Below are 25,040 nucleotides of genomic sequence, written 5' to 3'. Positions count from 1 at the left end.
TTTATACTGAGACGCGCTAACTGGCACCATGAGATTAAAACAAATAAAACTTGCCGGCTTTAAGTCGTTTGTCGATCCTACCAAAATTCCGTTTTTACAGGCATTAAGCGCCATTATTGGCCCAAATGGCTGCGGTAAGTCCAACGTGATTGACGCCGTGCGTTGGGTGCTGGGCGAAAGTTCGGCCAAACATTTGCGCGGTGACTCCATGAGTGACGTGATTTTTAACGGCTCCAGCGCCCGTAAACCCGTGTCTGTGGCGGGCGTTGAACTGGTGTTTGAAAATAAAGAGGGCCGCCTTGCGGGTCAATACGCCAGTTATGAAGAAATTTCGGTAAAACGTCAGGTGAGCCGTGACGGCGAGTCTTGGTATTTTCTCAATGGCCAAAAGTGTCGTCGTAAAGACATCACAGATCTGTTTATGGGCACTGGGCTTGGGCCGCGCAGTTACGCCATTATCGAGCAGGGCACTATTTCACGTTTAATTGAATCTAAACCCCAAGATTTACGCACTTTTATTGAAGAAGCGGCGGGGATTTCGCGCTATAAAGAGCGCCGGCGTGAAACGGAAAACCGTATCCGCCATACCCGCGAAAACTTGGAGCGTTTAGGGGATATTCGCAGCGAGTTAGCTAAACAACTCGAAAAACTCAGTCAGCAGGCTAAGGCGGCAAAGCAATATCGTGAGCTGAAACAAGCTGAACGTAAAACCCATGCTGAGCTGCTGGTGATGCGCTATCAAGAGCTGCAGAGCCAAATGGCGAGTCTATCGGAGCAGATTAGCTCACTCGAGCTGCAACAAGCAGCGGCCCAGTCCCTAGCGCAAACCGGCGAGTTAGAAAGCACCGAGCTGCAACTTAAACTTTCACAGTTAGCCGAGCAAGAGCTGCAGGCGGTCGAAGCCTATTACCTGACAGGTACCGAAATCGCAAAGCTTGAGCAACAGTTACAGAGCCAAAAGCAACGCGACGCCCAGTTGCATAATCAGCTTGAGCAGTTGAGCGAGCAGATCATTCAAAACCAAGCCAAATTAGCCGCTTATCAAGCCAGTTTTCAAGCGCTTGAGGCGGAGCTGAGTCAACTTGCGCCGCAACATGAGTTGCAGCAAGAGATGCTCGATGAGCTGCAAGCCCAGTGGGAGATGAGTGTTTCGCGCAGTGAGGCGCAAAGTGAAAGCGCCAGAGTGCTGGCGGCGGCCGTCGCTCAGCATAAGCTGCAATTAGAATTACACCGCAGCAAACTGGCGCATCAGCAACAATTAAATGCCCACAAAACCCAGCTGCATCAAGAGCAACAACAGGAGTTGGCCTCGCTTAATGCGCATGCCCTCGAAGATAACAGCGCAGTACTTAATGACGAGATAGCCCAGTTAGAGCAAGCATTAGCTGAACAAGTTGAAATTAATCAAGAGTTTGAATCCACTCTGGCTGCTGATACTCACGCGTTAGATTTGGCGCGCGGTGAGTTTGAGCAATTATCACAGCGTTTAACCTCAATGCGGGCACGCTTCGATCTGGTTGAACAATGGCTCGCAAAACAAGAAGAGTTATGTGATAAGCCGCAGCTGTGGCAAAGCATTCAAGTGGAAAACGGCTGGGAAGCCGCAGCAGAGCTTGCGCTGCAGGGATTGATGACGCTGCCCGTGGGCGTTAACGCCAATGAGATAGGGTTTTATGCCGATGCGGCCTTGGCGGCGGATGCGCATCTCGATGGCTCTCCCATCTTTGGTGCTACATTGAACCTTGCTCCTTGGCTTAAGGGACTCAAATGGGCCGATAATCTGGCCAGCGCACAAGCCCTGCTGTCGAGCTTGGCGGCCGATGAGCGAATAGTCACCGCCGACGGTTACTTGCTTGGCAAAGGTTTTTTGATTGCCAAACAAGACAATAGCCAATCTTTGGTGCAATTGAGTAAAGAACAAACCCAGCTGAGCGAGGCTATTGCCGAGTGTGAGCAGGCGAAGGCCATACAGCAGGCAAAGCTCGATGAATTAGCGCAGCAATTAACCCAAGTGCGTGACAGCTTAAGCCAAGGCACTGAACGCTTACACCAGTTACAGCTGGATAAAGCCACCAAATCTACCCAGCTTAATAACGCGCAGGCTCAGGCCAAACAGCGTGAAGCTAAACGGGGGCAACTCGCAGAAACCGTTGCACGAACTCAGGCCGAGTTAGCCGAGCTTGCCGAGCAGTTAATGCTGCTTGCGGAGCAAGAGGATGAGCTGGCAGAGACGCTGGAAGTAAGCCTTGAGAAACAACAGCAACAAAGCCAAGATGCGCAAGGGGATATGGCCCGCCATCAAGCCTTGAAGGCACAAATTGGCGATGCGGAGCGCCGTTTAGCGAGCCTCAATGCCAGTCTGCAATCGGTCACTACTCGGATGGCGGTGAGCACTGAACAAATTGAATTACAGCGGGTACGTGTCAGTGAATTAGTCCACTCAAAGGAAACACTGTCAGCCCAACTTGCCAACGTAGCGGCACAAGAGGGCGATCAGAAAACGGCGCAGCTCAGTGAACAACTGGCGCAGTTACTCAATCAACAGCAGGGTCAGCAACAAGCACTGAAAAGCCTCAGGTCGCAACAAAGTTCGCTCACTGAAACGCTAAACAGTATAGGATTAAAGCAAAAACAAGAGCTTGGTAAGCTTGAGGGCTTGACTCAAAGCCTCAGCACGTTAAAGTTACGTCGTGAGGGATTAAAAGGGCAGGCTGATAGCCAATTAGCAGCGCTGTCAGAGCAACAAATTGTGCTCGCCCAGATTGTCGATTCCCTGCCTGTGGATGGGCATCCCGACAAGTGGCAGCGTGATTTGGATCAGATCCGCCAAAAAATTATCCGCTTAGGGGCGATAAACCTCGCGGCGATCGAAGAATTCGAACAACAAAGTGAGCGAAAATCCTATTTGGATCATCAAGATGAAGATCTAAATAACGGTCTGGCCACCCTAGAGGAAGCGATTCGGAAGATCGATAAGGAGACCCGCACTCGCTTTAAGACCACATTTGATGCGGTAAACGAAGATCTAGGACGTTTATTCCCTAAGGTATTCGGTGGCGGACGCGCGTATTTAGCGCTGACGGAAGACGATTTATTAGAAACGGGCGTGACCATCATGGCCCAGCCGCCAGGTAAGAAGAACAGTACAATCCATCTTCTTTCCGGTGGTGAAAAAGCCCTAACGGCTTTATCATTGGTATTCGCGATTTTCAGGTTGAATCCAGCTCCCTTCTGTATGTTAGACGAAGTGGATGCGCCCTTAGACGATGCCAACGTAGAACGATTCTGCCGATTATTGAAGGAAATGTCGCAGAGCGTACAGTTTATCTATATCAGCCATAACAAAATTACGATGGAGATGGCTGATCAACTTATCGGTGTGACTATGCATGAGCCGGGTGTATCCCGTATAGTCGCAGTAGATTTAGAGCAAGCGGTGGCAATGGCCGACGCTTGATAACTAGAAGAAAGACAGGGTAACCAATGGAAGATTTGCAACTAGTATTGTTCGTTTTAGGCGCCATAGCCATAGTTGCTGTGCTGGTGCATGGATTTTGGTCTATCAGAAGACAACAACCTAAGTCATTAAAAGATAGTCCAATGGGCAATTTCTATAAAAAGCAGGCCGAACGCGGCGAGGGTGCGCCTAAGCGTGTCGATGCCGATGGTTTCGACGCTGATGGTATTGGTGCCGTCAGAGTCCGTAAAGCGAATGAAGCCCATACCCCAGAGGCCCCTGCGTTTAACCCTTATTTAAAGCAAGAAGCCAAAGTACAACCGCAACCCGTTGAACCCGTGCAAGTTGAACCTAAGCCGCTATTTAAGCAAGAGCCAAGCATGGCGCAACCTGATTTTAGTCTGCAATCCCCTACGGCCAAAGAGCAACACCGCGGTCCTAAAGCATCACGCCAAGAGCCCGTATTACAAGGACATTCTGCCAATCTAGCCCAAGCCCATGTAGGGCAATCCCATGCGGCCATGGTGGCGCAAAAAGCCGCCGAAGAGCAACGTGCGCAGGTGCAAATGCCTACGCAAACCGCCCTTTTCGATGAGGAAGAGGCGTATGAAGATGAGCAACCTCAGGCCGTAGAACAACCAGATGATGATTTAGGCGAGCCACGCGATGTATTAGTGCTGCACGTCGTGGCAAAGGAAGGTCAGCAGCTTAATGGCGCCGAATTGTTACCTTGCTTCTTAACCCTTAACTTTAAGTATGGCGATATGAATATTTTCCACCGCCATGTGGATAATGCGGGTAATGGTAAGGTGTTGTTCTCTATTGCGAATATGGTAAAGCCTGGGGTTTTTGACCCAGATAATATGGAACAATTCAGCACCCAAGGCGTGGTGTTCTTTATGACCTTACCTTGCTATGGTGATGCGCTAATGAACTTCTCCATCATGCTTAACTCGGCGCGCCAATTGGCGGATGATATCGACGCGGTAGTGCTCGATGGTCAGCGTCAACCTTGGGGCGAGTTTACCAAGCAAGATTATTTACACCGCATTCGCGCAAACGCTTAATGCAACGCCGCGAGACCGCGGTGATAGACAGATGGGGCCGCTAAATGCGGCCTCATTTTTTGCAACTTTTTGATGCTTAAGAATTCTGGATAATGAATATGCAAGACATTCAACTCGATAAACGCCTATCTGAACTGCTTTCTCAAGCTGTCACGCCACAAAATGCGCAGCCATTGATGCAGGCACTCAGCCAATCTCTGAATGAACACAATATTCGTTACTATGTCGATGATGCGCCAAGCATTACCGACTCCGAATACGACAGATTAATGCAGCAGCTGAAACAGCTTGAGGCCGAGTATCCTCAGTTTGTTGCGGCCGACTCGCCCACCCAAAGAGTGGGCGGCATGGCGTTGGCAAAGTTTGAGCAGATCACTCATCTTAAACCTATGTTAAGTCTCGATAATGCCTTCGATGAGGCAGACTTTAGCGCGTTTCATAAACGTGTCAGCGACAGAGTTGGCCAAGTGAGTTTTTGTTGTGAGCCGAAACTCGATGGTTTAGCGGTGAGTATTTTGTATCGCAATGGTGTGCTTGAGCGCGCCGCGACTCGGGGTGATGGTACCGTGGGCGAGGATATTACTGAAAACGTTAAAACCATTAAGTCGATTCCACTCAAACTGCGCGGTGACAACTATCCCGAATTGGTTGAAGTACGCGGCGAAGCCTTTATGCCCAAGGCGGCGTTTGAGGCGCTAAATGAGCGTGCGCGCTTAAAGGATGAAAAACTGTTCGTAAATCCGCGTAATGCGGCGGCGGGCAGCTTACGTCAGCTCGACAGTAAAATTACCGCGTCACGGGCGCTGTCGTTTTATGCTTATGCTTTAGGTGTGGTGGAGCCAACGTCCCATGAATTAGCTAAGACCCACTATGAGCAATTGCAGCAACTTAAATCTTGGGGGCTGCCAGTCAGCAGCGAGATCAAAGTCTGCGACGAACTCAGCCAAGTCTTTGCTTACTATCAAGATATATTAACTCGCCGCGCCGACTTACCCTTTGAGATCGATGGCGTGGTGATGAAGGTGAACGATATCGCCCAGCAGCAAACCTTAGGGTTTGTGGCCAAATCTCCCCGTTGGGCGATTGCCTATAAGTTTCCCGCGCAGGAAGAAATGACGCTGCTCGAAGGTGTAGATTTTCAGGTCGGCCGCACCGGCGCAGTGACTCCGGTTGCGCGCCTAAAACCTGTATTTGTCGGCGGCGTGACGGTATCGAACGCGACTTTGCACAATGCCGATGAAATCGCTCGTTTAGGTGTGATGGTGGGCGATACTGTGATTATCCGCCGCGCTGGCGATGTGATCCCGCAAATTGTGGCCATAGTGCCCGAGCGTCGCCCAGAAGATGCTAAGGCGATTGCCTTCCCGCAACATTGCCCGGTTTGCGGCAGTTTAGTTGAGCGATTAGAAGGTGAAGCCGTGGCGCGTTGCAGTGGCGGCTTATTCTGTGAGGCGCAGCGTAAAGAGGCGATCAAACATTTTGCCTCCCGCAAGGCATTAGATATCGACGGCATGGGCGATAAAATCGTCGAGCAATTGATTGATAAGGAGCTGGTTCAAAGCCCGGCGGACTTATTTAAACTCACCGCCTCTATGATGACCATGCTCGACCGTATGGGAATGAAGTCGGCCACCAATTTAGCACTGGCGATTGAAGCGGCTAAAACCACGACTTTGCCACGTTTTCTCTATGCCTTAGGCATTCGTGAGGTGGGGGAGGCCACGGCGGCGAACCTGGCGACTCACTTTGGCAGCTTAGAGGCGCTGCGCGTGGCTACCATTGAGCAACTTATTCAAGTTGAAGATATTGGTGAAGTGGTTGCCCAGCATGTGGCGCATTTCTTTGCCCAGCCCCATAACCTAGAGGTGATCGATGCCTTGATTGCGGCTGGCGTCAACTGGCCTGCGATTGCAGCGCCAAGCGCCGATGAGCAGCCGTTGAAGGGGCAGACTTGGGTGCTAACCGGCACCTTAAATCAACTCAACCGTAACGATGCTAAGGCGCAACTACAGGCCTTAGGCGCCAAAGTAGCGGGCAGTGTGTCGAAAAATACCGATTGCTTAGTTGCGGGTGAAGCGGCGGGTTCTAAGCTTGCCAAAGCGCAGGAGCTTGGCGTGAAGGTGATTGGCGAAGACGAATTGCTCGCACTGCTTGCTGCCAATACCTAATTCGAGTTTGATTTGATGAGTAAATCGCCTTGCTAAGCAAGGCGTTTTTGTTGAGAGTTCGTCATTATTGGGCGCGGTTTTCTCACTCAGCCATGATAAACTTGGCCTCTCAGCGGATTGCACCGATAGCAATCATTGTGCGCTTGTAAAAGGAAATCCTATGACAGATCTCAGTGATATTCGCCGTGAATATACCAAAGGCGGCTTAAGACGCGCCGATTTACCCCAAAATCCTATGCAGCTATTCGAGTTGTGGATGACGCAAGCTCGCGATGCAGAGCTTAGCGATCCTACTGCGATGTGTGTTGCTACTGTGGATGAACATGGCCAACCTTTTCAACGAATTGTATTGTTAAAGCGCTTCGATGAGACAGGGTTTGTGTTCTTCACTAACTTGGGCAGTCGCAAGGCGCAGCAGATTGCGGCCAATAATAAAGTCAGTCTGCATTTCCCGTGGCACCCGATTGAACGGCAAGTATCGATTCTTGGTGAGGCTCAGCCGCTTTCTACGGCCGAAGTGTTGAAATACTTTATGACCCGCCCCAAGGATAGCCAGATTGCCGCTTGGGTGTCACAGCAGTCGAGTAAGCTGAGCGCACGACAAGTACTCGAAGGTAAGTTCTTTGAGATGAAAGCCAAATTTGCCAAGGGCGATGTACCATTACCGAGCTTTTGGGGCGGCTATCTAGTCAAGCCCTCGAGTATTGAATTTTGGCAGGGAGGGGAACATCGCCTACACGATCGTTTCCTCTACACTCGCCAAGCGGATGAATGGGTCATTGACCGTTTAGCACCTTAATAGGCGAGGATCGTAAGCGTGGGACAGTATAAGATTTGGGTCGATGCCGATGCCTGCCCAAACCCGATTAAAGAGATTTTATTTCGTGCGGCTGAGCGTAAATCACTGCCGTTAGTGTTGGTGGCGAACCAAATGTTACGAGTGCCGCCATCGCCTTATATCAGTCAAGTGCGTGTCGGCTCAGGCTTTGATGTCGCGGATCAATATATTGTTGACCATGTCGAGGCCACGCATTTAGTGATCACCGCCGATATTCCATTAGCGGCACAAGTGATAGAAAAGGGGGCGCTGGCGCTTAATCCCCGTGGTGAACTTTACAACGCCGATAATATTCGTCAAAAACTGACAATGCGTGATTTTATGGAGGATTTACGTTCATCGGGCGTGCACAGCGGTGGCCCAGATACGTTATCGGCGGCGGATAAACAAGCTTTTGCCAATAGTTTAGATAAGTGGCTGGTGCGAGTTTAACGATAGTTTACTGGTCGCTAATTCAGAAAAAGAGTATCTTTAGCGTGGCTTAGGTGATCTTTGTCACAAATAGCCTGAGTTATTATTGTGGTTACTCGGGTGTTATCGGGTGGCTGCTTGCCTTTAAACTCACTCTTGAGGATGGATACGATGAAAAAATGGATAGGAATCGCGGCATTAGCTTCGCTGGTTAGTTTTAGTTGTGCGGCCCAGTGGCAAGTGACGGAACAGGATTCTCGGGTCAGTTTTGTCTCGGTTAAGAAAGGTGATATCGCTGAAGTTCACCACTTTAAGCAACTCAATGGTGCACTTAAAGATGATGGGCAATTCGAGTTAACCATTCCACTGATGAGCGTGGCGACAGGGATTGATGTACGTGATGAACGTATGCAAAACCTGTTGTTTGAAGTGTCATTATTCCCTGAGCTGAAACTAAGCTCACAAGTGGATAGCAAGATGGTGAAAGAACTTGCCGTTGGGCAGTCTAAAGTGGCTGACATTGACGGAAAAATTTCACTACACGGAAAACAACAAACGAAAACTTTTTCGGTAATTTTGACCAAAGTATCTGATAATAAACTGATGGTTAGTAGTTTTCAGCCGATAATAGTCAATGCAAACGAGTTTGACTTGGTTGCTGGTGTGGATAAGTTGCGGGATATTGCAGGTTTATCTAGTATTAGCCAAGCCGTTCCAGTGTCGTTTGTACTAACCTTAATAAAGTAACAACGATAAGATTGGTTTAGATCAATATGTCGGCCACACTGTTTAGGCTAATGTTACTAGGGTGGCTGGCATATGAATCCTCATTCAGATCACTTAACGAGTGTCTGTTGAGAGTTTTTCGATTTTACAGTGTTCTTGATGGCGCTCGGTTTAGTTGTTTTAAGGGTTAAAAATGGTCACAGATAAAGACGGTTACATGCATTTGATCCAGTATTTGACTGAGCATCTTGGCTTGTTCGAAACGCCTGATACCCAAAATATGTCCGATGATACTGTGATGGAGTTATTTGAGGAGCAGTTATCGGCACAGATTATTATGGTTTGTGGCCAAAATCCTTCACTTTCTTTTGCTGATCGCAATACCATCATCCGTGAGGTCGATGCGATTGTGTATGATCTTGAGGAAATCCTCGCCTCCGTTGCTAATCATAGGGCAACACCAGAACAAACGCTGTTTATTACCGAGTTTTCAGGATTAATTAAAAATTTATTTGATCAAGAAATCTCAAAAATCTAAACACATTTTTTGCACTTTGCCTCAATCTTAAAATGCGCTTCGGGGCACCTTTGTCATGTGGGGTTGAGATTTGCACCGCCCTTTGTCAACACTAAAGCGGGTTAGACTTTTATACCAATCACATTAAATATCCAATCATTTCAGAGCCTCACAGGCATCTCAATCCAAGGCGCATTGACGAAGGAATGGTTATTCCCTTTTAAGTCAATGTAACACGGGAGTGAGATGCCTGTGAGACTCCCGCTGATGAACAGATATTTAATACGATTGATATTAAACTGGGAGGCGAGTCTTGATTTGGTTTGCGATGTTATTTCACTCTATCTCATTTATCTTCACCTAATTGTCCGGCTATAAAGGTTATTCCCGTAAAATAATTGCCGTTTTTCAAGCATCTTCGCTGACAGAGTATATCTTTACTCTAGAGCCGCATTTTTTGTGTGGTGTAAAAGGAGAAGCTCGATGTTAACCCTATGCCCAAGCTATGCTGATGATATGCTGACCATTATGGTATCGGGTCAAGTGACTCATGAGGATATTGAAAGCTTATTGCTTCCTGCTATCGAGACCAAGTTGCAGGACCATGCGAGTATTCGTTTATGGTACGAGTTTGCCGCTGATTTTATGGGTATTACTGTGGGGGCGCTGTGGGATGATGCTTTGCTTAATGTGTTTCATTTTAGCGATTTTTCACGGGTCGTAATGATTGCGAATCGGCAAAGTGTTGGTGCAATGGTCAATACACTGGCTTTTATGTTGCCTTGTCCGGTGAGAGTGTTTAATGAAAATGAGCGCCAACTTGCTAAAGCATGGATAGACGAAGTAAAAGTGGCAGAGGTGTAACGGCTGTAACCATAGTGTGCTGATTTGTGACTATTCCTTATTTTTTGATTGGTTTAAATGCTATTTTTGCCTTCAGCTTAGTGTTTTTCGACTCTTTTCTTTCGCTTTTATGTTATCTCTAGCCCTTAAAAAATACAGCCTAAGTTATGGGGATTGTATCCCTGTAACCGCGATAGATAAGGAGTGGAGAATGTTACAACCGCTAAGTGTAGGTCGCAGCACCGTATTCGTATCAGTAGCCATTATCGCCAGTCTGAATATTGCAGGTTGCGGCAAAATGAGTGGAGAGCTACAAACGTCAGCGCAGAGCACCGTATCTTCTGACACTAAGGCGATAATTGGTCAGTCGGAGAAGATGCGCCTAATCGCCGCACAACTGGATTTTCAGGCAAGAATTGATACAGGCGCGGCGAACACCTCCTTACATGCCATCGATCTGCAAGTTGAAGGCGGTGCATCTGACAAGATGCAGGACAATATTGGTAAAACACTGCATTTTACCACTGAAAACGAGGCGGGTGAGCAGCGGCGCTTAGCGGCGAAAATCTTAAAGACCACCACAGTGAATAACGCTCAAGGCAGTGAAGTACGCTATTTGGTGGAGTTAGATATTGGGTTTGAGGACCAGCATCGTCTTGTCGCGGTAAACCTTCGTGACCGAAGTCATATGGATTACAAATTACTGATCGGTCGTAATTGGTTAGCGGGCCGCTATGTGGTTGATGTGGCCGAGAAACGTCTGATTGGCCCGACAGCGTTAATCAAAGTGAAAGAGGCGGAGTTGACCTTTAAAACACGCATCGATACCGGCGCGGTTGAAAATTCACTGCATGCGATTGATCTCAAGATTGACAATGAAGATCCAACCAATATGGATAACAACATCGGCAAGTGGCTCAATTTCACCACCGAAAATGAGCGTGGCGAGACGAAACGGTTAAGGGCACGGATTGTTGATACCTCGCTTATCCGTAACGCGCAGGGCAGCGAAGTACGCTATATGGTCGAGCTGACTTTAGGGGAGCCAGGATTTGAGTATCCCGTCAAAGTGAATCTTAAGGATCGTAGCCAGATGACTAATAAACTGCTGATTGGCCGTAACTGGTTACAAGGCCATTATTTAGTGGATGTGACCTTAGATAAAGCGCAGGACTAGTCTAGGATCGTACATCTAATCTGAATCTCTGGCATATCACTGTTGCTATACCGCTGATAATGGCCAATGGCACTCGATTCGAGTGCCTCGGTTTAGTTCGCTCTCAACCATTAATTCCCCCTTTAACTCTTCTTTTATCCAAAGGTTAATACAAGTGAGTGTGCCCACACATTGGTTTTGTAGTATGTCTTTTTTGAGCTGTTCAAGCTGCGATATTGATATTCCAATTCCATTGTCCTCAAGCCGGATATACAATTCATCGTCTTTCTTCTCAAGTGTTAACTGCAACTCTCGGTGTTGATTGTGCTCTTTAAAGGCATGGTGCAAGGTGTTGTTGATGAGTCGATAGAAAAATTGTAGATATTGCCAAGCATTGCCGTCGACCACTAATTGTTCGTCGCACAGCAGATTTACTTTAACTTGAGTTTTCTGCAATTGTGGTTGTAATAAGCTCAGCAAATGCCGGATAAACTGTGCTAAATGCAGTGGTCGTATTTCACTTTGTTGATCAGTAAACAACTGAGAAATATGCCTGAGTCTAACAGCTTTCTCGCTCATTAATTGCACTATTTCGGTTTGATGGGGATCCGCTGTTTGTTGGATTTGGCAAACCTGAGCAAGGAGACGATCCTGCTCTTGCATCATTTGACTCATGACTTCGGCAAGGAAGTTCTGCATCAGTTTTTGACTTTGCTGTTTACTGAGATGAAGTTGAATTAGCTGAGCCATTTCATTATTGATGGCTAGCTGCTGCTCTCTTAATTGAGCATTTTCTTGTTGTGCAAGTAGAGTTTTATGTTGTTGTTCTTTAAATTGATTTAATTGGTGTTGCAGTAGTTTTTCTTGCTCTTTTTCTTGGCGCTTTCTTAGATCGACATTAAATCCGATAGCACCAATGCCTATTGAATTATCCTCATCGTCTCGAATATCAAATTTGGTCATTTGATAGATAAGTTCACCACGAGGAGAGGGGATGGGCTCCTCAAAATGGATGGCATCGTGACTATGGCTTACCCGCTGATCGTTCTGTTGATAAAGCTGAGCAAGTGTGTTTTGAAATAAATCAAAATCCGTGGCACCGATAATTTTACGCCGCTCAATTCCTAATACTTCACAATATTTGTTGTTAACTAAGGTGTATCTGCCATTTAAGTCTTTGATGTAAATGATGGTGGACGAGAAGTCGAGTAGTGATCTTAATTGTTCTTTATGTCGTTTTAGCTCTTGTTGAAAATGCTGCTGACTTAGTAATTGCTGCTCCAACGCAAGATTGCTGGCATCAAGACTTGCCATCGCAATTTCAAGTTGTTGGGTTCGCGATAGGAAGGTCTTTGCAAGCAAACCCACTTCATCATGGCGTTCATTAGCTTTAAGCTCGATAGACGCTGAATCATTACGCTTGAGTGCCTGCACCATTCCCATGATGGGGGCAATAATCAATTTGTGCTGCAGTAAAAATAAAAGAATGAGGCCAAATAATTGTATGGCGACTAGCGAAAGTCCAACTTTCTCTATCAGGTTTTTTGCCGTGTCTTGCAATGGTGCAATGGGAGTAACAATTAAAATCTTCCAATATGTGTGAGGCATAAGGAATACTGAAACGAGCGATGGCCCTTTTAAAATGGGATCCTCTGCCAATGAGATTGATGCAATTCGCTTTGCTGTTGAGAAATGGTTCTTTGCATTGTCGTTGACTATAGCTGAGAGCATCTCCCGTTCACTGTCCCCGCTTAGGCGGGTGAGGTTATCCATTTGCTCTTGGGTAAATACACGCTCAGCCACGGCTTGTTCGATAAAACTGCGGTCGGCTAAATGCAGTGCCGAGGCGATTGGGCTAAAGGCTGACTCCGTCTTTACAAGTTCATCGAAGGTCTGAAGAGTATGGGATGGCCATGGTTGAGACTGCGGAAGACTATCGCTATTTGGAGAGGCTAATATCTGGTTTTGATGGTCAAGAGCCATCACATAACCACTCATATCTAGCATGCTATTTCGCAGTAGTTGAGTGAGTTTTTCGAGACTAATATCTGTGGTCGCAGCACCAATAAATTGATGTTCCATCCACATGGCACTTGATGCAGTCACCATTGGTTCATGGGTGGTGGGATCGATGTAGGATTTGGACCAAAATACTTTGCCAGCGGGGAAATAACGGGTTGGTCGGTACCATTCTTCAGTATGGTAGCTAGGAAAACTTTCTTCGTTGTAACTGTTAATGGCGACTAATTCACCGTGAATATTGCGCGCCCAAAATAGGCTGTCACGAAACTTTTGCTGATTAAATGCGCCGGGTTCAGGCCAAATGCCACCACCAGACACAATGTCTTTTTGATTTTCTATCGACAGTAATTCCGGAATGCTTTTACTGAGAAGTTCAGGTTCATGGCGGTATAACATTGCAATCTTGCTAATCGCATTGACTTGGTTTTCAACTTGAGAAGTCATTTCCTGCAGTTTGGCAATGATCATTTGACCATGGTTTTGATTAAGCAGAGTTTGTTGTTCATTGACTTGTTGAGTTTGGATATTCAGGATCACCCAAGCAGTACTAAAAATTAGCACGCTTGCGATAATTAGTTGGAGCAGGCTCAATTTAAATGGCAAACTTTTTTGCCATTGTGTCAATGCTGCTTGAGGCTCAATGATACGCCGTTTTTCCATGTTATACGGGGTCCGAATACCGCAATCATGGAGCCAGTTTAGCGTTTTTTAGCCTATTTGCCATTGGCTTAAATCAAAGTTCGCCTTGAGTTATCAGGGATAAATATTGAGAGGCAGCTAAAAATAAGGCAGACCTTATGTCTGCCTTAGGAAGATTATTTGTAGAGCGAAGGTTTATTCGAGCCGCTTAGAATAGGCACAATAAACAGTAATAGCGTGACTAGATAACCACTAAAGGCTACCACCATCCATTCGGCCATGGTGACGCCCATAAACTGCCATGGCACATCGGTACACATGCCCGTTGGTAACATGACGGAGGGGAACCATTCATGGAGTGGCATCCAAGCTGGAAATTCGGGTAAAAATGAGCAAGTCGAAAAGGGCGAAGGATTATTCTGCATATCGACTAAGGCTAATGCCAGTTTTAGTCCCCAGGTTGCACTGACGGCCCAACCAAGGGCACCTAGAATGCGAACGATAAGGAACTTAGGCGCCGTCATACCAATCAGTCCAGATGCCAAAATGCCGAATACGGCAAGCCGCTGGTAGATACACATCACGCAGGGATCTAATTTCATCACATATTGGAAATACAAGGCGGCGGCTTCGAGGGCAATCGCTGAGCCTGTGAGAATGAACCAAGATGCGCGGGAATGGGCAAAGCGAGTGAATGCTGTCAAAAGTGAACTCCGTATCAACAAAAAACGCCCTCGAAGGTAGGGCGTTTTTTTGACTTTACTGAACTCATAAAGTTCAGTCAACTCCGATATTTATGTTAGTGAGCTGCGGCAGGCGCTAACGCTTCTTTAACACTGTGGTGCAATATTGCATGGGAGTCGTAGTAGTATTGCGTCATTTGCTCTAAGAAGCCCGATTCAATCGCCATTACACCTACAATCGATAACACGATAGTGTAGGGCAATGCCATCCATACCATTCTGCCGTAGGATAAACGGATCAGCGGTGCAAGGGCAGAGGTCAATAAGAACAGGAATGCTGCTTGACCGTTTGGTGTTGCTACCGAAGGCAAGTTAGTTCCAGTGTTAATTGCTACCGCTAACAGGTCGAATTGATCGCGAGTAATTTGGCCGTTAATCAGAGCGGCTTTAACTTCGTTAATGTAAACCGTGCCGACGAACACGTTATCACTGACCATAGAAAGTAAACCGTTAGCGATATAGAAGATCACTAATTGGGTATTTCCTTCATGGTTCAGTGCCCATTGGATCACAGGAGCAAACAGTTGTTGATCGATAATCACAGCCACAACAGCAAAGAACACAGCTAACAGCGCAGTAAAAGGGAGCGCTTCTTCAAAGGCTTTACCCAGCGCATGCTCATCGGTAATACCGTTAAAGGCCGTAGTTAAAATAATCACAGACAGACCAATTAAGCCCACTGACGCTAGGTGCAGGGCAAGACCTGCAATCAACCATACACCCACAAAGGCTTGAATAATTAACTTGATTTTGTCTTTATTGGTACGACGCGCGTCTTCATAGGCTGCGTAATCACACAGGATTTTATGGACAGCATCTGGCAGTTGGGCACCATAACCGAACCAACGGAATTTCTCGACGATAAAACAGGTTAAGATACCCGCGAACAATACAGGCACAGTCACTGGTGACATACGGATGGCAAACTCACCAAATTGCCAGTTTGCTTGAGCTGCAATGATTAGGTTTTGCGGTTCACCCACCATAGTACACACGCCACCTAATGCGGTACCAACACCTGCGTGCATCAATAGGTTACGTAGGAAACCACGGAAAGACTCCAGCTCATCTTCATTCAGTTGGTTTTCACCATCGTCATTTTTGCCTTCGGAGGTATGGTCATGATCTGCCGAGAAATCCTTACCTGAGGCGACTTTGTGATAGATGGAGTAAAAACCAACCGCCACGGTAATAATCACGGCGATAACGGTTAATGCATCTAAGAAGGCGGATAAGAAGGCGGAAGCCAAACAGAACAACAAAGACACTAAGATTTTTGAGCGTACCTTAGTAATCATCTTAGTGAACACGAACAGCAGTAGCTGTTTCATGAAGTAAATGCCGGCCACCATAAACACCAGCAGTAATAGCACTTCAAGGTTCGCTTCAATTTCGTGGAGTACTTGGCTGGCAGAGGTCATGCCAATGGCGACAGCTTCAATTGCTAATAAACCGCCGGGTTGTAATGGGTAGCATTTTAGCGCCATTGCCAAGGTAAAAATAAATTCAAGCACTAATACCCAACCAGCCACAAAGGGGCTGACAAAGAAAAAGAGTATTGGATTGATTATTAAAAACGACAGTATTGCGATCTTGTACCACTTAGGAGAATTCCCTAAGAAGTTTCCAATAAACGCCTGACTCATTGTCATCGGCATGGCATCCTCTCTTCTAATTATCTTTTTAAATTACACAGGTTATTGTTTAGTTACGCGTGTTTTAGGATTCAGTCTAGCTTAAAGAGAATGCTAATGTAACGAGATACTGAAACCCAGATTTCAAAAAGCGGAGCTAATCGGCAAAATTGCGGTAATTGCTATTGATTTATGTCGGTTTATTGAACATTTTTGTGACAATTGTACGGTGATATTAAGTGGATTTTCAGTGAATGGTTTCCATTTTTTACCGCTCTGGTATGATCAGTGACCATTTAAAGCACAACAACTGGAAAAGTGGGCAGATGATTATCAATGCCAAAGGGCCTGCAAGTTTTGCAGAGAAGTATATTGTAAGATCGATTTGGGAAAATAAGTTTCCCCCTGGGTCCATTTTACCGGCTGAACGTGAGCTTTCTGAATTGATTGGTGTCACACGTACCACCTTACGTGAGGTATTGCAGCGTCTAGCCCGTGATGGTTGGTTGAAAATTCAACATGGTAAACCGACTCGGGTAAACAATTTTTGGGAAACCTCCGGCCTTAATATCCTTGAGACAATCGCCGATCTCAATCCTGAAGGCTTCCCTGTGCTGGTAGATCAGCTACTGTCGGCTCGAACCAATGTGAGCGCGATTTATTTTCGCGGTGCATTGCGTAACAGCCCGGATACTGCGGTGGAAGTCCTTGGACAAATTCACCAATTAGAAGATACGGCCGAATCCTTCGCCGAATATGACTACCTGTTGCATCACACCTTAGCCTTCTCTTCAGGTAATCCACTGTATGTGTTGATTTTAAACGGCTTTAAAGGTCTGTATAGCCGAGTGGGGCGTTACTATTTCAGTAGTTCTGAGGCGCGTCAGTTAGCGCTGAATTTCTATAAAGAGCTCGAACTATTAGCCAAAGCTAAAAACTATATCGATGTGCCCGCATTAATGCGTACCTACGGTATTAACAGCGGTAAAATGTGGTTGCAATTGCGTGACGATATGCCAACCTCGATTGCCCAGCAGGACGGCAATGCTTAAGTTTCGATTTCGAAGCTTAAGTGTGGTCAGTGGCCTGTTTTAAGATTGGTTAAATAAAAAGCCGTTTCATTGAGAAACGGCTTTTTGCTTTTACTTTTTGCTTTTTAATTAAACTGATATTTAGTCTGCCCTTGGTTGTTCAGGACAGGAGGCTAACAAGGTCACGCTGGTATCGGCATTTAATTGCTCCAAGCTAACAGTAAAGCCCCAGAGGCGATGCAGATGCTTTAACACTTCCTTATAGGTGCTGGCGAGCGGGATATCGTTACAGGGAACATACCTTAAGGTTAAGGAACGATCGCCGTTTATCTCAACGTTATGTACTTGAATATTGGGCTCAATATTCGACAAATTGTACTGCTGCGAGAGTAGATTGCGAATGTCTTGATAACCCTGCTCATCGTGAATGGCAGACACGGACAGATAATTGCGTTTTTCATCATCGTGGATGCCAAACAGTTTGAACTGACGGATTACCCTTGGTGATAGGTATTGGCTGATAAAGCTTTCATCCTTAAAGTTTTGCATCGCAAAGTGTAAGGTATCGAGCCAATTACTGCCTGCAATGTCTGGAAACCAAGCTTTGTCTTCCTCAGTCGGTGACTCGCAGATGCGCCGAATATCGGTAAACATCGCAAACCCTAAGGCATAGGGATTGATGCCACTGTAGTAACGACTGTTATATTCGGGCTGTGCGACAACGCCAGTATGGCTCTGCAAAAACTCCATCATAAAGCGGTCGGTGACCACGCCATCATCGTACAGATGATTCAAAATGGTGTAATGCCAGAAGGTTGCCCAGCCTTCATTCATCACTTGTGTTTGTTTTTGCGGATAAAAATACTGCGCCATCTTACGCACGATACGGATAATTTCCCGCTGCCATGACTCCAGCAATGGCGCATTTTTTTCAATAAAATACAGAATATTTTCCTGCGGTTCGGCGGGAAAACGGCGCTTTGTGGTCGAAGGTTGCTGCTGTTGGTGGGTGGGTATAGTGCGCCACAAATCGTTCACTTGGCTTTGCAGGTAAGCCTCGCGGTCTTTTTGCCTTGCCTGTTCTTCCCTAAAGGAGATTTCCGATGGGCGTTTATAGCGGTCGACACCGTAATTCATCAGGGCGTGGCAGGAGTCGATGATGCTTTCAACCTGCTCGACACCGTATTTTTGCTCGCAATCACTGATGTAGTTTTTGGCAAACACCAAGTAGTCGATAATAGAGCTTGCATCCGTCCATGTTTTAAATAAGTAATTATTTTTAAAGAAACTATTGTGGCCAAAACAGGCGTGAGCCATCACTAATGCCTGCATGGTGATGGTGTTTTCTTCCATTAAATAAGCGATACAAGGGTTAGAGTTAATCACAATTTCGTAGGCGAGCCCCATTTGCCCACGCTTGTAGCCTTGTTCGGTTTCAATAAAACGTTTGCCGAAGGACCAGTGGGTATAGCCAATGGGCATACCAATGCCGGCATAGGCGTCCATCATCTGCTCGGCGGTGATGATTTCGATTTGATTGGGATAGGCGCTTAGCTTATAAATGGCTGCCACACGCTCAATCTCTTTTAGATAACTTTGTAACAGCTCAAAGCTCCAGTCGGGACCGTCACTCAAGGCTGTACGCGTTTTTGATTCTTTTATCCCCATAGAGCCCCCTTAAACCGCCTGCTTTTTAAATAATTCTCTAAATACAGGGTAGATATCTTCGGCTTGACGAATATGTTGCACCGCTATGTTGTCGTAGTGTTGTTGTAGGGATTCGTATTCGCGCCACAGGGTTTGGTGCGCACGATTGGTGATTTCGATATAGCTAAAATAGCGCACTAGCGGCAGGATTTTTTGTTCCAATAATTGTCGACAGGTGGGTGAGTCATCGGCCCAGTTATCACCGTCAGAGGCTTGTGCGGCATAGATATTCCACTCATCGGCAGGGTAGCGAGCCTGCTGAATTTCGTGCATTAATTTTAATGCGCTTGAGACAATCGTACCGCCAGTTTCTTGGGAGTAGAAAAACTCATGTTCGTCTACTTCCTTCGCTTGGGTATGGTGGCGGATATAGACTACCTCAAGGTTTTTGTAGGTTCGGGTAAGAAACAAGTACAGCAAGATATAGAAACGTTTCGCCATATCTTTTGTCGCTTGATCCATCGAACCTGACACGTCCATTAAGCAGAACATGACCGCTTGGCTTGAGGGCACCTCACGCCTTGCAAAGTTATTGAAACGTAAGTCAAAGGTATCGATAAAGGGGACTTTAGCAATCTTCTGCTTGAGCGCCTCAATTTGGGCTTTTAAATCCAAAATCAATTCGGCTTTAGTTCCCGGAATATTTTCAAGCTCCGCCAGTTGTTGCTCTAACTCTTTGAGCAATTTCTTTTTACTCGCCGACATGGCAATGCGGCGCGCCAAGGAGGAACGCAGTGAACGCACAATATTGATATTGGCTGGCACACCATCATTGGTGAAACCCGCACGGTATATTTGATACTCGACAAGCTTGTTTAAGCGATTCTTCTGCAGATTCGGTAGTTCTAAGTCCTCAAATAACAGCTCTAGGTATTCATCCTTTGAGATTTCAAACACAAAGTCGTCGTTCCCTTCGCCCGAATCCGAGGCATCGCCTTTACCCGCACCGCCACCAGAGCCGCCTTGAGGTCTGTCGATTTTATCGCCACGGGTGAATTGATCATTGCCTGGGTGGACTCTGTCTCTTACGCCTCCTTTGCCTTGATGGAACATAGGTTCACTGATATCCCGTGTGGGAATACTGATTTTTTCGCCTTTATCCACATCCGTTACACTGCGACGCGTGACGGCATCGCTGACGGCTTTTTTGATTTGTTGCTTATATCGGTTGATAAAGCGTTGGCGGTTGACTGTACTTTTTCCTTTCGCATTCAACCGTCTATCGATAAAGTTCGCCATACGCACCTCCCAAACCCCAGCGAAGGCTTTGGCAACACCAAAGCCTCGTTTTTAGTGAGCGCAAGTTAAGAGGATTTACGAACCCGTAAATACCACTCAGACAGGAGTCTGACTTGTTTTTTGGTATAGCCTTTCTCCATCATTCGATTAACAAAATCATCGTGTTTACGTTGATCGTCAGTCGAGGTTTTGGCATTAAAGGAAATTACAGGCAATAAGTCCTCTGTATTTGAGAACATTTTCTTCTCAATAACAGTGCGTAGTTTTTCGTAGCTAGTCCAGAGTGGGTTACGTCCCTCATGGCTTGCGCGGGCGCGCAGCACAAAGTTAACGATCTCATTACGGAAATCTTTAGGGTTGCTGATCCCCGCAGGTTTTTCGATTTTTTCCAGTTCGGCATTAAGAGCGGAGCGGTCGAACAATTGACCCGTTTCAGGGTCGCGATATTCCTGATCTTGGATCCAGAAATCGGCGTAGGTGACATAACGGTCGAAGATATTTTGACCGTATTCAGAGTAGGACTCTAAGTATGCGGTTTGGATTTCCTTACCGATAAATTCGACATATTTAGGAATTAAATAGCCTTTTAAGAACTCCAGATAACGCTCAGCAGTATCACCGGGGAATTGTTCCTGCTCTATTTGGCGCTCGAGTACATAGAACAAATGGACAGGGTTAGCGGCAATCTCTGAGTGGTCAAAGTTAAATACCCGCGACAAGATTTTAAACGCGAAACGGGTAGAAAGACCGTTCATACCTTCATCAACACCGGCGTAGTCGCGGTACTCTTGGTAGGATTTGGCCTTAGGATCGGTATCTTTAAGGCTTTCACCATCATAGACCCGCATCTTTGAGTAGATGGAGGAATTTTCAGGTGTTTTGATCCTCGAGAGCACACTAAATTGCGCCAAGGTTTCTAAGGTACCAGGTGCACAAGGGGCTTGGGACAGCTCGGAGTTTTGCAGTAATTTTTTGTAAATCTGCAATTCTTCCGATACCCGCAGGCAATAGGGCACTTTGACGATATAAACCCTGTCGAGAAACGCTTCATTGTTCTTGTTGTTTTTGAAGGTTGACCATTCTGACTCGTTAGAGTGCGCCAAAATGATACCGCTATAGGGCAGGGCGGATAAGCCTTCGGTACCGTTATAGTTACCTTCTTGGGTGGCGGTGAGCAGTGGGTGTAGCACCTTAATCGGCGCCTTGAACATTTCCACGAACTCCATCATCCCTTGGTTTGCACGGCAGAGTGCGCCCGAGTAGGCGTAGGCATCGGCATCGTCTTGCGAGAAATGTTCTAGCTGACGAATATCGACCTTACCGACCAAGGAGGAAATGTCTTGGTTGTTCTCATCCCCTGGCTCGGTTTTGGCAATCGCCAATTGATCGAGGATAGAGGGATAGACCTTAACCACGCGGAATTTCGAAATATCGCCGCCAAACTCGTGCAAACGTTTCACCGCCCAAGGCGACATAATGGTTTTTAGGTAACGGGTGGGAATATTAAATTCATCCCGCAGCAGCTGGCCGTCTTCTTCGACGTCGAAGAGACAGAAAGGGTGGTCATTCACCGGACTTCTCACGCCATTTGCACTTAAAATGTAAATTGGCACTTTTTGCATCAAGGCTTTAAGTTTTTCCGCCAATGATGACTTACCGCCACCCACAGGGCCGAGTAAGTACAAAATTTGCTTCGATTCTTCTAAGCCTTGGGCCGAATGTTTTAGGTAGGCGACGATTTGCTCAATCGCATCTTCCATACCGTAAAAGTCTTTAAAGGCGGGATAGCGTGAGATAAGACGATTCGAAAAGATACGGCTTAGGGTTGGATTTTTCGCGGTATCAATAATTTCGGCTTCGCCGATGGCAAGCAGTAATCGCTCGGACGCTGACATATAAGCACTGCGATCTTCTTTGCAGATATCCAGAAACTCTTGCAAAGTATATTCTTCATCGAGTTTTTGTTCGTAGCGCTTTTGGTAATGCTCGAAAATGCCCATATAAACCCCCTGAAACGCCAGTGATGTCATGGATGGATAACTGATTTTCAGCTTCCTACACTAATCTTAGACACAAACTTGCCAGCTGTGTCAAAAAAATATCAAATAAAAACAACAACAAATGATTGCAATTGCAATTGTTGCACTTGTAGTTATTGGGCGGCGTTAGGCAAAGAGGGCAAGGTGGATGATTTTTTAGGGAATAAAAAAAGAGCCACTTGGGCTCTTTTTAGGAATGACTTAGCAGCGATTAACCTGCGAAGTTTTGGTTCACGAAGTCCCAGTTAACTAATTGCCAGAAGTGGGCTAAGTAGTCAGGACGTACGTTGCGGTAATCGATGTAGTAAGCGTGTTCCCACACGTCAACAGTCAGGATTGGTGTCACAGTGCTGTCAGTCAGTGGTGTTGCAGCATTGCTAGTGTTAACGATAGCAACGGTGCCATCAGCTTTTTTAACTAACCAAGTCCAAGCGCTACCAAAGTTGTTTACCGCAGCATCGGTAAATTGGGCTTTGAATGCCTCGAATGAACCGAATGCAGCATTGATGGCATCAGCCACAGGACCTGTTGGCTCACCGCCAGCGTTAGGCGCTAAGCAGTTCCAGTAGAAAGTGTGGTTCCAAACTTGAGCTGCGTTGTTAAATACGCCACCAGTAGAAGTCTTGATGATCTCTTCTAAAGATTTACCTGCGAAATCGGTTCCTTCGATTAAACCGTTTAGCTTAACAACGTAGGTGTTGTGATGCTTGCCGTAGTGGTATTCAATGGTTTCTTGAGAAATGTGTGGTTCTAGTGCGTTCTTTGCATATGGTAATGCGGGTAATTCGAAAGCCATTAGTATCTCTCCATGGTCTTAGGTTATCGTTTTTTAAACGTGCTCACTGCGCTCTATTGTACCGATAAAATTTGTGATGTGAATCATTGTTTGGCTAATTGATTAGATAGGCGTCATCGAAAAACTAATTGTATGGCATAACCTTACAAACTGTGGGATTTTGTTCTGTGCCTAGCTGTCGTACAATAGCGGCATTGAGTCAATGTCACGTACTTAGGAATTAAAATGGAAACAGTAGAGAAAATTAAACAGCAAATCGCTGAAAACCCGATCATCGTGTACATGAAGGGTTCTCCTAAATTACCAAGCTGTGGTTTTTCATCTCAGGTAGCACAAATCATGATTAACTGTGGCGAGCAGTTTGCATTTGTGGATATTCTCCAGCACCCAGATATCCGTGCTGAATTACCTAAGTATGCAAACTGGCCAACTTTCCCACAATTGTGGATTGAAGGCGAGCTGATTGGTGGTTGTGATATCGTGGTTGATATGTACCAAAAAGGCGAATTACAGCCGTTAATCAAAGCGACTGCTGAAAAGTACAAAACCGCAGAGTAATCACACGCTATAGTGATGAAAGAATAATAAAAAGCCGCTAAGTAATAACTTAGCGGCTTTTTTGTTGCCTAACCCTAACATAAGGATTAGGCGATGAGTGATGAACTACGGCGCGAACTCACTCTGTTTAGTGTGATGCAGCGTCACGCTCGTGGTGTTTACTCGCGGGTAACAGCAGATTCATGGTGATGGCCACAATACCACAGAGGCTGATGCCTGTGAGGCTGAAGGAGCCGATGCCAAAGGCCATACCACCGATACCAAATACTAGGGTCACGCCGACAATGCTTAAGTTACGTGGCTCGGATAAATCCACGTGATTACGGATTAGCGTATTTAAGCCTACCGCGGCGATAGAACCAAAGAGCAAACACATTATGCCGCCCATTACTGGGACGGGAATGGTTTGCATCAGAGCGCCTAATTTACCCACGAAGGCTAAGGTAATGGCGGTGATCGCCGTCCACGTCATGATTTTGGGGTCGAAGTTGCGGGTTAAGGTCACGGCGCCAGTGACTTCCGAATAGGTAGTATTTGGTGGACCACCAAAGGCCGCTGCAGCCATGGTGGCAATGCCATCACCAGTCAAGGTGCGATGCAGGCCAGGTTTTTTCATAAAATCCTTACCAGTGACATTAGAAATCGCCAGGATATCACCGATATGTTCAACCGCAGGCGCAATGGCAACAGGGATCATAAATGCAATGGCATGCCAGTTAAATTCGGGCGCGACAAATTTCGGAATAGCAATCCAGCTGGCCGCGGTAACCACTGCAAAATCCACGATACCAAAGGCAAGACTTAGACCGTAGCCGACAATGATGCCAGCTAAAATTGGCATAACTTTAAGTAAGCCCTTGGCAAAAATTGCTACTGCTATGGTGGTACACAGGGATACCAGCGAAATAATTAACGCAGTATTTGTAGGCACTAAAGTTAAGCTACCGTCTCCACTTTTGCCTAGAGCCATATTCACCGCTACCGGGGCTAAACCTAGGCCAATGATAATAATCACAGGACCAACCACCACAGGCGGTAGCAGCTTATGGATAAAGTCGGTGCCGCGCATTTTAACCAATGCGCCAAGGAGCACATACACCATACCTGCAGCAATGATGCCGCCCATGGTTGATGGGATCCCCCAAGTTTGTACTCCATACAAAATTGGAGCAATAAAAGCGAAGGAGGAGGCAAGGAAGATAGGAACCTGACGTTTAGTAATTAATTGAAATAGAAGGGTACCAATACCCGCAGTAAACAGGGCAACACTGGTATCAAGCCCTGTGAGTAGCGGCATTAGCACTAGGGCGCCAAATGCAACAAACAGCATTTGCGCACCCTGAAGTGGGATAGCGAGTCTTTTCATTTATTATTCTCGTATATTTAGGGTAAACCGCGAGATGATAACAGTTTGTTGCTAAATGTTCTCCATAAAATGCCCATTTGCTG

19 protein-coding genes are annotated in these 25,040 nt (G+C 46.3%); 11 read left to right on the top strand and 8 right to left on the bottom strand.

Features of this window, described 5'->3' with window-relative positions; translation table 11 throughout:
• The first annotated feature begins 28 nt into the window (after window positions 1-28).
• From smc to SHD_RS06155, 9 genes are all read left to right on the top strand, one after another.
• Window positions 29-3,457, top strand: coding sequence for a chromosome segregation protein SMC (gene smc / locus SHD_RS06195; RefSeq protein WP_023266314.1), 3,429 nt, complete (start codon window positions 29-31; stop codon window positions 3,455-3,457).
• Window positions 3,458-3,483: 26 nt separating this feature from the next.
• Window positions 3,484-4,524, top strand: coding sequence for a cell division protein ZipA (gene zipA, locus SHD_RS06190; RefSeq protein ID WP_023266313.1), 1,041 nt, complete (start codon window positions 3,484-3,486; stop codon window positions 4,522-4,524).
• A gap of 98 nt (window positions 4,525-4,622) precedes the next feature.
• Window positions 4,623-6,692, top strand: coding sequence for an NAD-dependent DNA ligase LigA (gene ligA, locus SHD_RS06185; RefSeq protein WP_039977707.1), 2,070 nt, complete (start codon window positions 4,623-4,625; stop codon window positions 6,690-6,692).
• Window positions 6,693-6,852: 160 nt separating this feature from the next.
• A complete protein-coding gene (gene pdxH / locus SHD_RS06180; protein WP_039977685.1) occupies window positions 6,853-7,491 on the top strand; it encodes a pyridoxamine 5'-phosphate oxidase in 639 nt (212 codons plus the stop codon).
• A gap of 18 nt (window positions 7,492-7,509) precedes the next feature.
• Window positions 7,510-7,962, top strand: a complete 453-nt coding sequence (locus tag SHD_RS06175; RefSeq protein WP_023266310.1) for a YaiI/YqxD family protein — start codon at window positions 7,510-7,512, stop codon at window positions 7,960-7,962.
• 150 nt (window positions 7,963-8,112) lie between these two features.
• Complete coding sequence (locus SHD_RS06170) at window positions 8,113-8,688, top strand: YceI family protein (RefSeq protein WP_039977683.1); 576 nt, start codon at window positions 8,113-8,115, stop codon at window positions 8,686-8,688.
• A gap of 172 nt (window positions 8,689-8,860) precedes the next feature.
• On the top strand, window positions 8,861-9,205 hold the full coding sequence (locus SHD_RS06165) for a DUF3802 family protein (protein ID WP_023266308.1): 345 nt from the start codon (window positions 8,861-8,863) through the stop codon (window positions 9,203-9,205).
• A 462-nt stretch (window positions 9,206-9,667) separates the two neighbouring features.
• Window positions 9,668-10,048, top strand: coding sequence for a SpoIIAA family protein (locus SHD_RS06160; RefSeq protein WP_023266307.1), 381 nt, complete (start codon window positions 9,668-9,670; stop codon window positions 10,046-10,048).
• Window positions 10,049-10,238: 190 nt separating this feature from the next.
• Complete coding sequence (locus tag SHD_RS06155) at window positions 10,239-11,204, top strand: putative ATP-dependent zinc protease (protein ID WP_039977681.1); 966 nt, start codon at window positions 10,239-10,241, stop codon at window positions 11,202-11,204.
• A 45-nt stretch (window positions 11,205-11,249) separates the two neighbouring features.
• Here SHD_RS06155 and SHD_RS06150 read toward each other — a convergent pair whose 3' ends face one another.
• From SHD_RS06150 to nhaB, 3 genes are all read right to left on the bottom strand, one after another.
• The gene (locus SHD_RS06150; protein ID WP_023266305.1) at window positions 11,250-13,865 is read right to left on the bottom strand and encodes a PAS domain-containing protein; all 2,616 of its coding nucleotides are present in this window, start codon (window positions 13,863-13,865) and stop codon (window positions 11,250-11,252) included.
• 155 nt (window positions 13,866-14,020) lie between these two features.
• Window positions 14,021-14,548, bottom strand: a complete 528-nt coding sequence (gene dsbB, locus SHD_RS06145) for a disulfide bond formation protein DsbB (protein WP_039977680.1) — start codon at window positions 14,546-14,548, stop codon at window positions 14,021-14,023.
• A 95-nt stretch (window positions 14,549-14,643) separates the two neighbouring features.
• Window positions 14,644-16,245, bottom strand: a complete 1,602-nt coding sequence (nhaB, locus tag SHD_RS06140) for a sodium/proton antiporter NhaB (RefSeq protein WP_023266303.1) — start codon at window positions 16,243-16,245, stop codon at window positions 14,644-14,646.
• A 302-nt stretch (window positions 16,246-16,547) separates the two neighbouring features.
• Between nhaB and fadR the strand changes: the two genes are divergently transcribed.
• A complete protein-coding gene (fadR, locus tag SHD_RS06135; RefSeq protein WP_039977705.1) occupies window positions 16,548-17,273 on the top strand; it encodes a fatty acid metabolism transcriptional regulator FadR in 726 nt (241 codons plus the stop codon).
• A gap of 120 nt (window positions 17,274-17,393) precedes the next feature.
• On the opposite strand, the gene SHD_RS06130 is transcribed toward fadR, so the two are convergent.
• The 4 genes from SHD_RS06130 to sodB form a co-directional block, all read right to left on the bottom strand.
• Window positions 17,394-18,920, bottom strand: a complete 1,527-nt coding sequence (locus tag SHD_RS06130; RefSeq protein ID WP_023266301.1) for a SpoVR family protein — start codon at window positions 18,918-18,920, stop codon at window positions 17,394-17,396.
• A 9-nt stretch (window positions 18,921-18,929) separates the two neighbouring features.
• Window positions 18,930-20,198, bottom strand: coding sequence for a YeaH/YhbH family protein (locus SHD_RS06125; protein ID WP_023266300.1), 1,269 nt, complete (start codon window positions 20,196-20,198; stop codon window positions 18,930-18,932).
• Between the two features lie 65 nt (window positions 20,199-20,263).
• Window positions 20,264-22,198 carry a PrkA family serine protein kinase gene (locus SHD_RS06120; protein WP_039977677.1) on the bottom strand — a complete coding sequence of 645 codons (1,935 nt, stop codon included), beginning with the start codon at window positions 22,196-22,198 and terminating at the stop codon, window positions 20,264-20,266.
• Window positions 22,199-22,448: 250 nt separating this feature from the next.
• Window positions 22,449-23,033 (bottom strand): superoxide dismutase [Fe], encoded by a 585-nt coding sequence (gene sodB, locus SHD_RS06115; RefSeq protein ID WP_023266298.1) that lies wholly within the window; start codon window positions 23,031-23,033, stop codon window positions 22,449-22,451.
• Window positions 23,034-23,258: 225 nt separating this feature from the next.
• On the opposite strand from sodB, the gene SHD_RS06110 reads away from it, so the two are divergent.
• Window positions 23,259-23,591 (top strand): Grx4 family monothiol glutaredoxin, encoded by a 333-nt coding sequence (locus SHD_RS06110; protein ID WP_007649079.1) that lies wholly within the window; start codon window positions 23,259-23,261, stop codon window positions 23,589-23,591.
• Window positions 23,592-23,718: 127 nt separating this feature from the next.
• On the opposite strand, the gene SHD_RS06105 is transcribed toward SHD_RS06110, so the two are convergent.
• Window positions 23,719-24,957, bottom strand: a complete 1,239-nt coding sequence (locus SHD_RS06105; protein ID WP_023266297.1) for a uracil-xanthine permease family protein — start codon at window positions 24,955-24,957, stop codon at window positions 23,719-23,721.
• Between the last annotated feature and the right edge of the window lie 83 nt (window positions 24,958-25,040).

Source organism: Shewanella decolorationis S12, assembly GCF_000485795.1.
Classification (GTDB): Bacteria; Pseudomonadota; Gammaproteobacteria; order Enterobacterales; family Shewanellaceae; genus Shewanella; species Shewanella decolorationis.
This window is presented reverse-complemented; position numbering and strand designations above follow the sequence as displayed.